This window comes from Streptomyces sp. NPDC051211 (assembly GCF_040689505.1).
Lineage (GTDB): Bacteria > Actinomycetota > Actinomycetes > Streptomycetales > Streptomycetaceae > Streptomyces.
On record NZ_JBFBAV010000008.1, the window covers coordinates 177,992 to 192,653 of the forward strand.

Consider the following 14,662-nt stretch of genomic DNA (forward strand, 5'->3'; position numbering starts at 1 on the left):
CCCCGGGCCCGAAATTCATCGGTGGCCCGGGGCCGGACTGGCGGAAGCACTCGTTCGGCCTACTTCCCGAGCATCCGGTCGACGACCTTGGCGGCGGCGTCGCCGCGGTCCAGGTCGGCGAACTCCGCCCGGAAGGCGGCCCGCGCCTGCGCGTACTCCGCGCCCAGCGCATCGGCGTTGCGCACCGCCGCGATCAGGCTCTCCGAGTCCTCGAGCAGCGGGCCCGGGGCCTTGTCCTCGTAGTCGAAGGTGAATCCGCGCAGGGTGTCGCGGTAGTGCGCCAGGTCGTACGTGAACAGCAGGATCGGCTTGTCGGTGAGCGAGAAGTCGCACAGCACCGAGGAGTAGTCGCTGATCAGGACGTCGGCGACGAGCAGCAGGTCGGCGGCGTCGGGCCAGCGGGAGACGTCCACCACGAAACCGTCCCGGACGGCGTCGCGGACCTGCTCGTTGACCCGGTAGTGGCCGCGGACCAGCAGAACGTGGTCCTCGCCGAGCTCGCGACGGGCCGCGTCCAGGTCGATCCGCAGGTCCAGCTTGTAGCCGCCGCTCCACGCCTCGCGGTTCTCGCGCCAGGTCGGGGCGTACAGGACGACCTTCTTGCCCTCCGGCAGACCGAGCCGGCGGCGGACCTCCGCGGCGCGGGCCTCGTCCCGGTTGACCAGGACGTCGGTGCGCGGGCTGCCGACCTCCAGCACCTCGCCCTGGAAGCCGAGGGCGCGCTTGAGCACGGGAGTGGCGAAGCTGCTCGGGGAGGCGAGCAGGGTCCACTGGGCGCTGTCGTGCTCCAGCGACTCCAGGACACCGGGGCTGGTGTAGTAGTCGTGGATGTAGTCGTGGCCGATCTGCTTGAGCGGGGTGCCGTGCCAGGTCTGCACGACGGTCTGGCCCTCGCGGCGCCGGAACCAGCCGGGGACGCTGTCGTTGGTCACGAAGTACCTGGCGCGGGCCAGCAGCTCCCAGGCCTCGTGGGAGGCCGGGTCCACGGCGCGGGCGGAGGCGGGAACCTCGGCGCGGCCGTCGTTGACCAGCCAGACGTGCTCCAGCTTCTCGCCGCGGCGGACCAGCTCGCGGTGGATGGCGAGCGGGGAGTCGCCGGCCCCGTTGCCCTGGAAGGTGGAGTACACGACCACGTCGCGCAGCGGCGCCGTGCGCAGCTGCGGGTAGGTCTCGTCGCGCATGATGCGCTGGTGGAACCGGGCGCGGTCGCGCGGGGTGCGCAGCGGGTCGGCGACCAGGGCCATCCGGTCGAAGAAGCGGGCCTCGACCCGCATCCGGCGGCCGTCGACGGTGGCCGTGACCGGGCCGGTGCCCAGCGCGGGGGCGATCATCTGGACGGGGGCGCCGCGGTCGACGCCGAGCAGTCCGGCGGTGGTGCCGGCCTCGCTCATCGGGCGCAGGGTCGGCCACCAGCGGCCCTCGGGGAGGGTGGTCTTCCCGGCGAACGGCTCGGGCAGGACCGGCTTGAAGACGGCCTCGAAGCGGCCGTCGGCGGTGCTGACCGGGTAGCTGTACTCCTCGCCGCGCCAGTTGTGCAGGACGAGCTCGTACTCCTCGTCGACGGGCTTGTGGAAGACGCCGCCGAGGGTGAAGACGCCGTTGTCGGCGCTCGCCCGGTCGACCAGCGGCGGCGAGGGCTGCATGGAGAACTGCAGGAAGCCGACCGCGGTGCGCTTGACGAACAGGGAGCGGCCGGCGGTCTCGCCGGGGACGGGCAGGACCAGGCCGTTGAAGCCGCCGCGCTCGTCGTGCGCGAGGTCCAGGCGGGTGCCGTCGCCCTTCTCGATGCAGAGGGTCCACGGCTCGGGGGTCCAGTGGCCGGGCTCGACCTCGCGGTCGGGTACGGCGGCCAGGCCGGCGAGCGGGACCCGGGCGGTGAACGGGGTGCGGCCGTTGCCGGCGAGGGCGCCGAGCTCCAGCGGGAAGGTGAGGACGGTACCGGTGGTCTGGTGCTCGGCCCGCAGGGTGGTGCCCTCACCGGGGTTCTGCGCGAGCTCGCCGCCGACCTCGAAGGCCTCGGCGTCCAGGGCGCGCACGTCCAGGACGCGGGCCTTGACGTTCTCCACCTTCAGGGAGAGGGAGTTGCCGGCGGTGGAGGCGACGATCCGGACGTCCTGGTCGACCCAGTGGGACGGCGGGGCCTGGGCGCTGTCGTGGTCGCCGCCCTTGAGCCGCGCCTGGTAGGGGATGGCGACGTCCTTGACGACGATGGAGGCGTTCCAGACGCCGTCCTGCCACTCGCCGCCCTGCTGGAAGGCGGTGGGGTCGAGGACGGCGGTGAAGCCGGCCCAGTCGGCGTGGCGGAGCGCGAGGTGCGCGTGGTTGGCGCTGACCACCGGGTTGGCGACCGTACGGGCACCGACGACGACCTTGCGGCGCTGGCCCTTCTCGCGGAAGACGAGCTTCTTGCGGGAGCGGAGGCGGCTCTCGGCGCCGAGCTGGCCGGGGAAGCCCCAGCCGCGCAGCAGCAGCTTGCCGTCGGACCACTTGACCGTCTCCAGTCCGCTGACCAGGCGGCGCTCCTTGCGGCCGACGGCGAGCAGGGAGGCGGGCACCGGCGGGCGGCCCTGGAGGAAGGGGTAGTCGGCCTGCGGGCGGGCGAAGCCCTTGACCGGGATGCTCCAGGAGAAGTCCTCCTGGTGCTCGAGCAGGGCGATGAAGTCCTCGACGCGGCCTTCGCGGGCGAAGTAGGCCTTGAGGCGGTCGCCGACGGTCAGGTCGGCCCAGCCCTGGGAGCCGATCTCGCGGACCAGGCCGCCGACGTCCCGGACGAACGCGGCCCGGAAGTCCTCGCCGCCCTCCGGCACGTACTTGTAGATCAGCGGGAGTTCTTCGACCAGCACGTTGTGGTCGTACTCGCGGAGGTACTTGGCGTAGACGGCGCCCTCCTTGCCCTGCAGGGCCTCGCGGACCAGGCGGACGGAGGTGACGCGGTCGGTGAGGGAGACGGGGTCGGTGGAGCGCTGGGTGATGGAGCGCTCGCCGGTCTCCCGGACCCGCCAGTGGTAGACGACGTCGCTGAGGATGTCCACGCTGTCGGCGAAGTAGTGCGCGGGGATGCTGACCGGGGCGTCCTCGTAGAGGATGCCCTCCGGGTACTGGAAGGAGTGCGCGTCCCAGAAGGTGCGGCGGTAGACCTTGTTCCAGGCGGTGCGGTCGGTGACCAGCGGCGCGAACTTGGAGATGTGGGTCTTCAGCCGGGTCTTGGCGAACGGCGCCTTGTGCCCCCAGGACTGGTTCATGCCGACGGAGCGGAAGCGCAGCACGTTGCCCGCGACGAAGTCGGAGCCCGTCTCGTCCAGGGAGTCGATCATCAGCTGGTAGGCGTTGTCCGGCATGGTGTCGTCGCTGTCGACGAAGGCCAGGAACTCGCTGTCCGCACAGATGTGCCGGGCGCCGACGTTGCGGGCGGCGCCGAGACCCGCGTTCTCCTGCATGACCAGGCGGAACCGCTTGTCCTTCGCGGCGAAGGCCTTCGCGATGACGGCGCTGGCGTCGGTCGACCCGTCGTCGACCATGACGACCTCGAAGTCACGGAACGTCTGGGCGGCGAGGGACTCCAGGCACTCGTCGAGATAGAGCTCGACGTTGTAGACGGGGACGACGATGCTCAGGCGCGGGGACATGGGGTGGGGGCTCTCCAGCGGATTTTGTCAGTCAATGATCAGCTAAGTACAACATCTTACGTGGTAATGACTTTGTGAAGTCCGGACGAAAGGTGCATATAGCTGCAGGTCGGCGGGGCGGGCGGCCAGATTTAAGCCACCCGCCGCCGGACTGTGACCCGCTGGTGACAGCTCCGTCGAAGACGGGGCCGTCAGACCTCCAGGCCCGCCTCGATCTTCTTCAGCTGGTGTCGGGCCATCGCGAGGTTCGCGCGCTGCTTGTCCAGGGCCAGGTACAGGAACAGCCCCTGGGCGCCGCGGCCCCTGAGGAGCCGGATCAGGTGGTACTGGGAGCCGAGGGTGATCAGGATGTCCTCGATCTCGTCCTGGAGGTTGAGCAGCTCCATCGTACGGACCTTCGCCCGGACGACGTCGGTGTTGCCTGCCGCGGCGACGCTCAGGTCGAAGTCCTTGCCGCCGCCGGCCGTGCCGAGGGCCATGCCGCTGCCGTAGTCGACCAGGGCGGCCCCGAGGGCGCCGTCGATGGTGGTGGTGGCTTCCTTGAGGACGGTGTCCACGTTGGCCATGAGGGTTCTGCCTTTCGGAAGGGGGCGTTTTCAAAGGGGCGTGCTCAGGAACGGCCGCCGGGACCCCGGCGGCCGAGGGTTTCGTCGATGAGCTCGGCGATGTGGAGGCTGGAGCGGCGGGCCTCCAGATGGAGGCGGCCGACGTTGGCGCGGGGCTCCGCGATCAGGGTCAGGACGGCCGTCTCGCCGGCGGCGTAGGTGGCGACGTAGCCGTTTTCGCCGCGGACCAGGAGTTCCCGGAAGCCGCCCTGGCCGGTGGTGTCCGCGAGCCGCTGGGCGACGCCGAGGGCGGCGGCGGTCAGTGCGGCCACGGCTTCGGCCTCGGTGGCGGCGGTGTCCTGGGCCAGCACCAGGCCGTCGGCGCTGGCTGCTAGGGCGCCGGTGAGCTGGGGGACCCGGGCCCGCAGCCGCCGGAGTTCGGCGAGTATCTCGGCTTCGGCTTCGGCAGGCACCATCACCGTTCTCCTTTCGGGCTGGCGCCGGTCCGCGCGCGGGCGCAGCGGGAGCCTCACAGGCTTGCCTCCAGTGCGTCGCGTAACCGGCGGAGCAGGGCCACGTCCGGGGTCTGGGCCTGGGTGACCCAGTCGGGCAGGGGGGCCGCGGCCGGCCGGGGGGCGGGCGCGTGCGGGGTCTCGACCAGTCCGGCCGCGGCGAGGCGGCGTACGTCGAGCAGGGTGTGGAAGGCGGGCCGGCCCAGGGTCCACGCGAGTGCGGCGGGGGTGCGTATGCCGTCCGCGTGGCGGAGCAGGACGCGCTGGCGGCTGGTGACCGTCTGGCCGGGGGCGGCCGGGCGGGGCACCACGGGGGCGGTGTCCAGGGCCGGGTAGGGCCAGACCGCGTCGAGCAGTTCGCGGCGCCGCCGGGTCTCCCGCTCGACTGCGGCGGCCGGGACGGAGTGGACGGAGCCGATCCAGTGCGTGGCGCCGCGCCGGAACCGGGAGGGGCCGGAGCCGGGTTCGAGGGCGAAGAAGGCCGCGTCGTACATGGCGGCGAGGTGGCAGATCTCCAGTTCCCCGCCGGCCAGCCCGCCGCTGTCGACGAGGAAGCGGGCCACCTGGCGGCGGGACCCGGCCCGGTCCACGGCCTCCCGCCAGCGCTCGGGGGTGAGGCCGCCGCCGATGGTGAGGAGCACGTCCAGGCCCGGGGTGGCCGGGCTCTCGGCGTGCACGATCCGGCCGTCCTCCAGGAAGAGGGTGCCGCGGTCGCGCAGCAGGGCGCCGGTGGCGCGCTCGGCGGCGAGCCGGGTGAGCAGCGGGGAGACCACGGCGGGATCGTGGGCGGCGAGCGGGGTGCCGGTCATCTCAGCACCAGCCCCTCGGCCAGGACCCGGAGTTTCAGGCGGGCGAGGGCGAGGTTTCCGTCGGTGCGGTCGAGCCACAGGTGGAGGAAGACGCTGCTGTCGAAGCTCGTCTCGACGAACCGGAGGATGTGGTAGCCGCTGCGGGTGGTGACGATCAGGTCCTCGACGGGCGGTCCGGCCGCGGCGGCCTGCTTCTCCTGTTCCGCCCGGCCCGCCTGGCCCGCCTGGTCCGTCCGGCCCGCCCGCCCGGGCGGCTCCGGCGGACCCGCTGCCGCGAAGGACTCGTACTCGGCCGCTGCCCTGGCCAGTTCGGCGGTCTCGGCCGCGGTCGTCTCGTGGTCGCCGACGGGCGACTCCCCCACCGTGCCGAGGGCCAGCCCGCTGCTCCAGTCCACCAGCGCGGCGCCGCGGGCACCGGGCAGCGCCATGGCTTCGAGCAGGCATTCGTCGATCCCGGGCACGCGGGCTCCCCTCCCGGCCAGATGTCCGTAGCGCACAGTCGTACGGCGGCGACAGAGAGGAACTTACTCAAGTTCCACACTGCGGAAGGGGGTTCTGGCATTTTCCAACGGAACATGCACGGAAGGCGACTTGGATTGGCCGAATCCGCATAGGCGAGATCACGTTGGGAGCGGAAGATCGTCCGCCAACCGGAACGCCCCGCCCTCCCGCTGGACATAGCCCTCGTGGGTCAGCGTACGCAACAGGTGGTACACGGTCGGAAGCGGAATGCCCGTCAGCCGCGCGAGCCGCTTGGCCGTCGCCCCGCCCTCCGCGTACATCGCCTCCACCAGGCGCAGCGCCCGCTGCACGGAGCCGATGAGGGTGGGTGCGCTGTCCTTGTCCTTGAGGTCGCCCTGGCGATCAATGCCCATGAGTACTCCCCCTGCTCCTGTACGAGGCCTGCCAACCCCCATCAAAGTCCCTCAACCGCCTCAAAACCAGCGGACTCGCGTAAACCTGAGCATAAGATCAACTCAGCCGCGGCTTCGCCGGCCGACCAGGTCCCCGGCGGCGCCGACCGCCAGGCCGAGGACGATCATCACGGCGTAGCCGAAGACCTCGTGGCCCGAAGGGACGAGGAAGCGGACGAAGCCGAAGAAGCGGATCCAGCCGAACCATTCGTGCAGCAGGCCGAAGGCGCCGCCGAGGATGAGAACGAAGCCGAGGATGCCGGACAGGCCCTTGAGCGGGCTGGAGGAAGTCATGGCCCGACCGTAGGCAGGGCCGGGGCCGCCCGGCGTCGGACTTCCGGTGGCGGTGGGGCGACCAAGGTCGGCGGCCGGGGGCCGGCCTGTCGTACTTAAGTATCCGGCCGGGGAGCAGGCGCGCCCCGGCCGGCCCGCCCGGCGTAGATTCCGGAGCATGCGCACCATCCACCGGACCCGCCGCGACTGGGCCGCCGACCTGGGAATGTTCCTCTTCGCGGTCTGCTTCGCGATCGTCACCGCGGAGTCCGTGCCCGTCGCTGGGGACCCGGGGCCCGGCTGGCGGACCGCCGACCAGCTGGCCGGCGCTCTGGGCTGTGCCGCGGTGTTCCTGCGGCGGCGGTGGCCGGTCCAGCTGGCCGTCGTCCTGCTGCTGGCGGGCAGCATCGGGCACTACCTCACCGGGCCCGCCCTGGTGGCGGTGTTCACGGTGGCGGCGACCCGCCCGTGGCGGGTGACGGCCTGGGTCACGGCGGTGGCCTTCGCCCCGCTGCCGGTGTTCCTGACGAACCTGCCGGAGCTGACGGAGGACCGGGCGGGTTCGGCGGTGACCTATTTCGCGCTGGTCGCGGGGGCGATCGGCTGGGGCCTGTACCGGCGGTCCCGGCGGCAGTTGATCGACTCGCTGCGGGAGCGGGCGGAGCTCGCGGAGGCGGACGCGGCGCTGCGGGCGGAGCGGGCGCAGCAGCTGGCCCGCGAGGAGATCGCCCGCGAGATGCACGACGTCCTGGGGCACCGGCTGTCGCTGCTGAGCGTGCACGCGGGTGCGCTGGAGTTCAACCCGGGTGCACCCCGGGACGAGATCGGGCGCGCGGCCGGTGTCATCCGGCAGAACGCGCACCTGGCGCTGCAGGACCTGCGCGGGGTGCTGGGCGTACTGCGGGCCCCGGCCGGGGAGTTCGGGGACCGTCCGCAGCCGGGCCTGGCCGATGTGGCGCAGTTGGTGGCGGAGTCCCGGGCGGCGGGCATGCGGATCGTCTGCGACCTGCTGCCGCAGGACGGGCCGGCGCCCTCCCCCGCGGTCGGCCGGACGGCGTACCGGATCGTGCAGGAGGCCCTGACGAACGCGCGCAAGCACGCACCGGGCGAGCTGGTCGGGCTCTCGCTGACGGGCGGCCCGGGCTCCGGCCTCACCGTCGAGGTCGGCAACACGGTTGCCGGCACGGCCGGCAGGGAGCCGACCCTCCCGGCATCGGCATCGGCCGTGCCATCGGGCGGGGCGTCGGGCGGGCAGGGGCTGCTCGGGCTGGGGGAACGGGCCCGGCTGGCCGGGGGCCGGCTGGAGTACGGGGTGGACGGCGGGGAGTTCCGGGTCGCGGCCTGGCTACCCTGGGGGCCGGCCGACCCAGAACTGTGAGGTGCCCGTGATCCGGCTGCTGCTGGTGGACGACGACCCGATCGTGCGGGCGGGGCTGCGTCTGATGCTCGGCGGGGCGCCGGACCTGCAGGTGGTGGGCGAGGCGGCCGACGGGGCGGAGGTGCCCGCGCTGGTCGCGGCGCACGCCCCCGACGTGGTGCTGATGGACATCCGGATGCCCGGCACGGACGGACTGGCCGCGACCGAGGCGCTGCGCGCGCGGCCCGGGGCGCCCGAGGTGATCGTGCTGACCACCTTCAACACGGACGAGCACGTACTGCGCGCCCTGCGCGCCGGGGCCGCCGGGTTCCTGCTGAAGGACACCCCGCCGCAGGAGATCGTCACGGCGATACGGAAGGTGATGGCCGGCGAGCCGGTGCTGTCCCCGGCGGTCACCCAGGCGCTGATCGACCGGGTGGCGGGCCAGACCGGCGTCGACTCCCGGGCCGAGGCCGCCCGGGCCCGGCTCGCCCTGCTGGCCGGCCGGGAGCGGGAGGTCGCACTGGCCGTCGGGCAGGGCCGCTCCAACGCGGAGATCGCGCGCGAGCTGTACCTGTCGCTCCCGACCGTGAAGACCCACGTCTCGCGGATCCTCACCAAGCTGGACCTGAACAACCGGGTCCAGATCGCCCTGCTGGTGCACGACGCGGGCGAGTCGGGCCTGGGCTGACCACCCCCGATCGACCTGCGTCCGAGGGCGACTTCGACGGAGCGACGGCTTCCGGGGTCGGCCGCGCCGAATGCCGCGCCGTGATGCAGGCTGACGCCATGACCACCGACTGGCGGCCGGCAGCTGCTGGTCGCCGTACCGGAAGGCAGGGCCGGAGCACGGGACTTCGCCGGCACCTACGCCGAGGGTGACCGGGACGGCTGCTCGACGCGCAGGATGCTGTGGCTGCTCATGTTCCCGATGCTCACCCTGCTCATGCTGGCGGTGTTCTCGGGCGTGGCCGCCTCGATGGGCACGGGCGTGCCGGTGGCACTGGCCGCGGGGGCGGGCCTGACTGCGGTGACGGTACCGCTCATCCTGGCCGGCACGGCCCGAACGCTCCGCCGCACGGCCGGCCCGGGCCCGGATCCGGATACGGATACGGATCCGGTCAAGGGGTAGGCCGGCCCTCGGGCCGTTCCGGCAGCAGCCGTTCCACCATGGCGTCCATCAGCCCCTCCACCGGGTAGGGGGCCAGCAGCTCGGGCACGGTCAGGTCGTCCACGATCAGCCCGAGCATGGCGAGGTAGAGCAGCACCACGCCGGTCCGGTCCCCCGGCAGGCCGGATTCCAGGTGGAAGGCCACGTTGGCCTCGAGTTCGGCGCCCTGGAACCGGGCGAGCTCCTCCTGGAGTTCGGGCCGCCGGGTGCCCTCCAGGCGGAGCTCCAGCATGGCGATGTGCACGCTGCGCTCACGCCGCATCCGGGCGAGGAGGTCCCGCAGCAGGGTGGCGGTGTCCAGCGGCCCGGTGAGCACGCCCTCGTCCGGGACCAGGCGTTCGCGGGTGCGGCGCAGGATCTGGCCGAGCAGCTGGGCGCGGTTGGCGAAGTAGTTGGAGGCGGTACCGGTCGGGACTCCGGCCTCCTTGTCCACGGCCCGCAGGGTCAGTCCGCGGGATCCCTCGCGGGCGAGGACTTCGATGGCGGCGTCGAGCAGCGCGGCGCGGCGCTCCGGGTTCTGGCGCATGGCGGGCCCCTGGCGGTGAGATGAGGACATCGGACATCGGACATGGAACGTTCGACATCGGGCAGAGTACTGCACCTGCAGTGATTCGGTGCGTCGGCATACGCCCGATCGCCCGCCGCGCGGACTCCGGGCCCCTCCCCATCGGCCCGTCCCCGTGACACGCTGCGCGCCATGGAGAGGATCATCGAGGAGATACGCGAGGACCTGGACCGGCGGATCGCCGCCGCCGCGGACCGGCTGGCGGACCGCACCCTGGCCGAGGATCCCGCGTACGCCGCGCTGCTCGGACGGGCCGAACTGCGCGAGCGGATCCACCACAACCTCCGCCAGGCCGCAGACGGCCTGGTCCGCAGCATCCGCGGCCTCCCCGTGGACCTCGCCGACGCCCGGGCCACCGGGGTGCTCCGCGCCGAGCAGGGGCTGCCGCTCACCTCGCTGCTGCGCACCTACCGGCACGGCGGCCGGCTGCTCTGGCAGGCCCTGACCGAGGCGGCGGCCGCGCACGACCGGTCCGGGCCGGCCCGGCTGCTGCCGGCCGCGGCCGTGCTGTGGGACGTACTGGACCAGCTGACGGACGCCGTCGCCGAGGCCTACCGGCACACCGAGGCGGCCCGCGGCGCCCGGGACCGGGAGCGCCGCGCGGCCCTGCTGGACGCACTGCTGGACGGCACCGGGGCGGCGCGCGGGCTGGTGTCCGAGGCGGCGGCGCAGCTGGGCCTGCCGGAGCGGGGCCGGTTCGCGGTGGTGGTGCTGGGGCCGGGCTCCGGGGCCGGCTCCGGAGCCGAACCGCAGGCCGGGCCGGACGGCCCCCGGGTGCTGTGGCGGATCCGGGCCGACGGGGAGACCGGGCTGGTGGACCTGGGCGGTCATCCGCTGGACGCCGTACGGGAGTTGCTGGCGCCGCTCGGTGTGCGGGCCGGGGTGAGCCCGGTGACCGAGACGCCGACCGGGCTCGCCCGGGCCCGGTGGCTGGCCGGGCTGGCCCTCCGTACGGCGGCCGGGGCGCCGGCCCCGCGGACGGCACTGCTGGACGAGGCGCTGCCGGCGGCGCTGGTGGCCGCGCAGGGCGAACTCGCGGACCGGCTGCGGCAGGTGGTGCTCGGACCGGTGCTGGCACTGCCCGCCGAGGACTGCCGGGTGCTGCTCACCACCCTGGGCACCTGGCTGGCCTGCCAGGGCTCGACCACGCACGCCGCCCAGCGCCTGTTCTGCCACCGCAACACCGTCTCCAACCGGCTGCGCCGGCTGGAGCAGCTGACCGGCCGCACCCTGTCCGACCCGGCCCAGGTGGTGGAACTGGCGCTGGCGCACGCGGCGGTGGTCCAGCGGGCGACCGCACGCGGACCCGGCCGACCCCCCGAATCCGTCAGCGCCTTCGCCACGGTGAAGGCCTTCAGGGTGTCGCCGATTCCAGCAGATAGGGCACGTCGATCACCGCGACCCCCGGGGTGAACAGGAGCCGGGCCTTGAGCCGCAGTGCGTTCTGGTTGTGCAGCGGCTGCTCCCACCAGTGGCCCACCACGTACTCCGGGATCACCACCGAGAGCATGTCCTCGCCGTCCTCCGCGGCGCGCTCCTGCACGTACGACAGGACCGGGCCGACCACCTCCCGGTAGGGCGAGTGGAGGATCTTCAACGGCACCCCCGGATCGTGCTCGGCCCACGCCTCGCGCAGCCGGGCCGCCGCCTCCTCGTCCGCCGCGACGCTGAGCGCGGTGAGGGTGTCCGGGCGCAGGGCCTGGGCGAAGCCCAGGGCCTTGAGGGTGGGGGCGTGCACGTCGGCCACCAGGACGACCACGTGGTGCCGGGCGGGCCGCCTGGGTCTGACTCCGGGGGCGACCGAGACCTGCCGGGCGACCTGCTCGTAGTGGCGGCGCACCCCCTTCATGCCGAGGAAGAGCAGCGGCATCGCGATGACCACCAGCCAGGCCCCGTGCGTGAACTTGGTGACCAGGACGATGACGAGGACCACCGAGGTCATGACCGCGCCGACCGCGTTGATGGCCCGCCGGCGGTGGATGTGGACGCGTTCGGCGGCCGGGGTGGCGGGGTCGGCGAGCTCCCTCTTCCAGTGCCGGACCATGCCCGCCTGGGACAGGGTGAAGGAGACGAAGACGCCGATGATGTACAGCTGGATGAGGCGGGTCAGCTGGGCGTCGAAGGCGACGATGAGGGCCATGGCGGCGAGCGCCAGCAGCAGGATGCCGTTGGAGTAGACGAGCCGGTCGCCGCGGTTGAAGAGCTGGCGCGGCGCGTACCGGTCCCGGGCGAGGATCGAGGCCAGCATCGGGAAGCCGTTGAAGGCGGTGTTGGCGGCGAGGATCAGCACTCCGGCGGTGACGGCCTGGAGCAGGTAGAAGAGGAAGTGCCAGTCGCCGAAGGTGGCGCGGCCGATCTGCGCGAGGGCGGTGGAGGTGGGCGTTCCGGGAGGCAGGCCGAGCTCGGTGGGGTCGGCGGCGACATGGACCTCGTAGGCCATGGCGAGGATGGTGATCCCGAGGAACATGGTGACCGACAGGGCTCCCATGACGGCCAGGGTGGTCGCCGCGTTGCGGCTCTTGGGCTTCCGGAAGGCGGGGACGCCGTTGCTGATCGCCTCGACGCCGGTGAGCGCGGTGCAGCCGGAGGCGAAGGCGCGCATCGCGAGCAGCACCAGGGCGAGGCCGGTGTAGGTGCCGTCCGCGATGACGGGCAGCTCGGCGGATTCGGCGCGGATGGTGGAGCCGGTGGCCATCCGGACCGCGGCGACCGCGAACATCACGTAGATGACGAGGACGAACCCGTAGGTGGGGATCGCGAACACCCGCCCCGACTCGCGTACGCCGCGCAGGTTCATCACCGTCAGCAGGATCACGAAGCCGATGGACAGGGCGACTTCGTGGTCGGAGAGGGCGGGGATGGCGGAGGTGACGGCGGCCACGCCGGAGACCACCGAGACGGCCACGGTCAGCACGTAGTCGACGAGCAGGGCGCTGGCGGCCGTCAGCGCGGCGGTCTGGCCGAGGTTCTCGGAGCTGACCACGTACGCGCCGCCGCCCCCGGGGTACGCGTGGCAGGTCTGCCGGTAGGAGGCGACGACCACCACCAGCAGGAACACGATCGCGGCGGCCGCGTACCAGGCGAGGTGGAGCAGGGCCACCCCGCCGAGCGCGAGGATCAGCAGGATCTCCTCGGTCGCGTACGCCACCGAGGAGAGGGGGTCGCTGCAGAAGATCGGCAGGGCCAGCCGTTTGGGGAGCAGGGTCTCGCCCAGCCGGGCGGTGTCGAGCGGTTCACCGACCAGCACACGTTTCGGGTGGATGCGCCTCATTCAGAGATGATCAACCGATTTGACCGGTTTCAGTCGGCGTGACACACGCCCAGCTCCTCGGCCCTGTGTGCGAGCCACAGGTCGTGGCGGGCGCTGGGCGACTGGAGCAGGGACCGCTCGAGCAGGGTCTCGATCCGGGTCAGCCGCTTGCGTGCGCCCGGTACGGAAATGCCGAGCGCGGCCGCGGCCGGGACCAGCCGCGCGTCGTGGCGCAACCAGACGCGGACCGTGTCGCGGGCGCCGGACGGCGCGTCCGGGCCGGTCAGCGGCCGCAGGTGGCGGCGCGCCCACTGGGCCAGGCTCGGATGGCGCAGCACCTCGTCCAGCGAGGCAGCGGCGGTGTCGGCGGGCCGGGGCGGCGGGCCGCCGGGGGTGAGCCGCAGCGCGAGGGAGAGCGAGGCCTGGTCGGGCAGCCGGGCCAGGTCCAGTCCGAGGATCTCCTCCACCAGCCGCAGCCGGGTGGCGAGCGTGTTCCGGTGGATCTTCAGCAGCCGGGTGGCGTGCGAGGTGAAGTTCAGCCAGGCGTGGGCGGTGGCGCGCAGCTCCTGGGCGCCGGGGTCCTGCGGGCGCCGGGGCACGTACCCGTGGAGGGGCCCGAGCAGGGCCTCGGCCCAGCCCGCGCCGGCCGTGTGCGCGGCCAGCGCCAGCTCGGGGCCGGGGCCGAACCGGGCGTACCGGTCCGCCCGGCCGCGGGCCACGGCGAGGGCGTGGAAGGCCTGGGTGTAGGCGGCCGGGGCGTCCCGCAGCCCGGTCTCCTCGCTGACCCCGGTCACACTGTCGCGGGCCGCGGCCGCCAGCGCCCCGGCCAGCGGGTCGCAGTCCGCGGAGGTCGCCGGCACATCGGTGGGCACCAGCACGATGAGGTGGCGGACGTACACCGGGCAGCGGACGATCCAGGCCCGCCCGCCGGTGAGTTCGGCGCACAGCCGGACCACTTCCTCGCGGGTCCCCGGGCGGCATTCGACGACGTACATCCGCATCGGGTCGGGCAGCGAGGGGGTGAGCGCCTCGGCGATCTGGTGGGCGATGGAGAGCCGGCCGTTCATCAGCAGGTGCAGCACCGCCTCGCGGGCCCTGGTCTCCGCCTGCCGTGCCCGCTCCTCGCGCCGCGCGGCCGCCTCGACGCGCCGTACCAGGGCCAGCGGCACCGCGGTGTCGGCGAGCAGGGCGGGCGCCCCCGGCGGGTAGGGGCGGGGCAGTACGGCGGCCAGCGCGCTGCCGCCGTCGAGCGCGAACAGCAGGGCGGTGGCGGACGGGCCGTCGAGTACGGCCGACCGGACGCCCCGGGCGGCCAGTTCGGCGGCGGCGCGGGCGGCGAGCTCCGGCTCCGGGCAGGCCGGCGGACCGCCGGGGTCCAGCACCCCGGTCCAGCCGGAGAGCCTGACCGACAGCCAGCGCAGCAGCGCGGCCGAACCGCCGGTGTGAGCGAGCCGGTGGGCCTTGAGGATGTCGTCGGAGCGGTTCCAGGGCTGGATGGCACGTTCCCTTCGCTGCGGGTCGGCGCATTCAACCACCGGGCGCACACTGTGCGCTGTGATACCGGTCTCCTTGAACGACTGGGCAGAACGAATCCTGCAACGGGCCGCGCACGCGCCTAGGTTGTAGCCCGAGCGGTCGGA

13 protein-coding genes and 1 pseudogene are annotated in these 14,662 nt (G+C 73.3%); 4 read left to right on the top strand and 10 right to left on the bottom strand.

Features of this window, described 5'->3' with window-relative positions; genetic code table 11:
* Nucleotides 1-59 precede the first annotated feature (59 nt).
* The 7 genes and pseudogenes from AB0447_RS11460 to AB0447_RS11490 form a co-directional block, all read right to left on the bottom strand.
* Nucleotides 60-3,626 (bottom strand): bifunctional glycosyltransferase family 2 protein/CDP-glycerol:glycerophosphate glycerophosphotransferase, encoded by a 3,567-nt coding sequence (locus tag AB0447_RS11460; RefSeq protein ID WP_366476363.1) that lies wholly within the window; start codon nt 3,624-3,626, stop codon nt 60-62.
* A 191-nt stretch (nt 3,627-3,817) separates the two neighbouring features.
* Entirely contained in the window at nt 3,818-4,192 is a 375-nt protein-coding gene (locus tag AB0447_RS11465) for a hypothetical protein (protein ID WP_366476364.1), read from the bottom strand.
* A gap of 44 nt (nt 4,193-4,236) precedes the next feature.
* Nucleotides 4,237-4,647 carry a roadblock/LC7 domain-containing protein gene (locus AB0447_RS11470; RefSeq protein ID WP_366476365.1) on the bottom strand — a complete coding sequence of 137 codons (411 nt, stop codon included), beginning with the start codon at nt 4,645-4,647 and terminating at the stop codon, nt 4,237-4,239.
* Between the two features lie 53 nt (nt 4,648-4,700).
* Nucleotides 4,701-5,492, bottom strand: coding sequence for a transcriptional regulator (locus AB0447_RS11475; protein ID WP_366476366.1), 792 nt, complete (start codon nt 5,490-5,492; stop codon nt 4,701-4,703).
* Nucleotides 5,489-5,953: a hypothetical protein gene (locus AB0447_RS11480; protein ID WP_366476367.1), complete on the bottom strand. Its 465-nt coding sequence runs from the start codon at nt 5,951-5,953 to the stop codon at nt 5,489-5,491. The genes AB0447_RS11475 and AB0447_RS11480 overlap by 4 nt, the downstream gene beginning before the upstream one ends.
* Nucleotides 5,954-6,139: 186 nt before the next feature.
* Nucleotides 6,140-6,367: pseudogene (locus AB0447_RS11485) on the bottom strand (helix-turn-helix domain-containing protein); the annotation flags it as partial.
* 102 nt (nt 6,368-6,469) lie between these two features.
* On the bottom strand, nt 6,470-6,700 hold the full coding sequence (locus AB0447_RS11490; RefSeq protein WP_366476368.1) for a hypothetical protein: 231 nt from the start codon (nt 6,698-6,700) through the stop codon (nt 6,470-6,472).
* Between the two features lie 157 nt (nt 6,701-6,857).
* Between AB0447_RS11490 and AB0447_RS11495 the strand changes: the two genes are divergently transcribed.
* The 3 genes from AB0447_RS11495 (at nt 6,858) to AB0447_RS11505 (ending at nt 9,168) form a co-directional block, all read left to right on the top strand.
* Complete coding sequence (locus tag AB0447_RS11495) at nt 6,858-8,057, top strand: histidine kinase (RefSeq protein WP_366476369.1); 1,200 nt, start codon at nt 6,858-6,860, stop codon at nt 8,055-8,057.
* Between the two features lies 1 nt (nt 8,058).
* Nucleotides 8,059-8,727, top strand: coding sequence for a response regulator transcription factor (locus AB0447_RS11500; RefSeq protein WP_366476370.1), 669 nt, complete (start codon nt 8,059-8,061; stop codon nt 8,725-8,727).
* A 231-nt stretch (nt 8,728-8,958) separates the two neighbouring features.
* Nucleotides 8,959-9,168, top strand: coding sequence for a hypothetical protein (locus tag AB0447_RS11505; RefSeq protein WP_366476371.1), 210 nt, complete (start codon nt 8,959-8,961; stop codon nt 9,166-9,168).
* On the opposite strand, the gene AB0447_RS11510 is transcribed toward AB0447_RS11505, so the two are convergent.
* Nucleotides 9,158-9,733 (bottom strand): TetR family transcriptional regulator, encoded by a 576-nt coding sequence (locus AB0447_RS11510; protein ID WP_366476372.1) that lies wholly within the window; start codon nt 9,731-9,733, stop codon nt 9,158-9,160. The genes AB0447_RS11505 and AB0447_RS11510 overlap by 11 nt on opposite strands.
* Nucleotides 9,734-9,904: 171 nt before the next feature.
* Here AB0447_RS11510 and AB0447_RS11515 point away from each other — a divergent pair, with 171 nt between their 5' ends.
* Nucleotides 9,905-11,185: a helix-turn-helix domain-containing protein gene (locus tag AB0447_RS11515; RefSeq protein ID WP_366476373.1), complete on the top strand. Its 1,281-nt coding sequence runs from the start codon at nt 9,905-9,907 to the stop codon at nt 11,183-11,185.
* Here the strand turns inward: AB0447_RS11515 and AB0447_RS11520 are convergent.
* Complete coding sequence (locus AB0447_RS11520) at nt 11,127-13,043, bottom strand: APC family permease (protein ID WP_366476374.1); 1,917 nt, start codon at nt 13,041-13,043, stop codon at nt 11,127-11,129. The genes AB0447_RS11515 and AB0447_RS11520 overlap by 59 nt on opposite strands.
* Before the next feature lie 29 nt (nt 13,044-13,072).
* The gene (locus AB0447_RS11525) at nt 13,073-14,557 is read right to left on the bottom strand and encodes a helix-turn-helix domain-containing protein (RefSeq protein ID WP_366476375.1); all 1,485 of its coding nucleotides are present in this window, start codon (nt 14,555-14,557) and stop codon (nt 13,073-13,075) included.
* Nucleotides 14,558-14,662 lie beyond the last annotated feature (105 nt).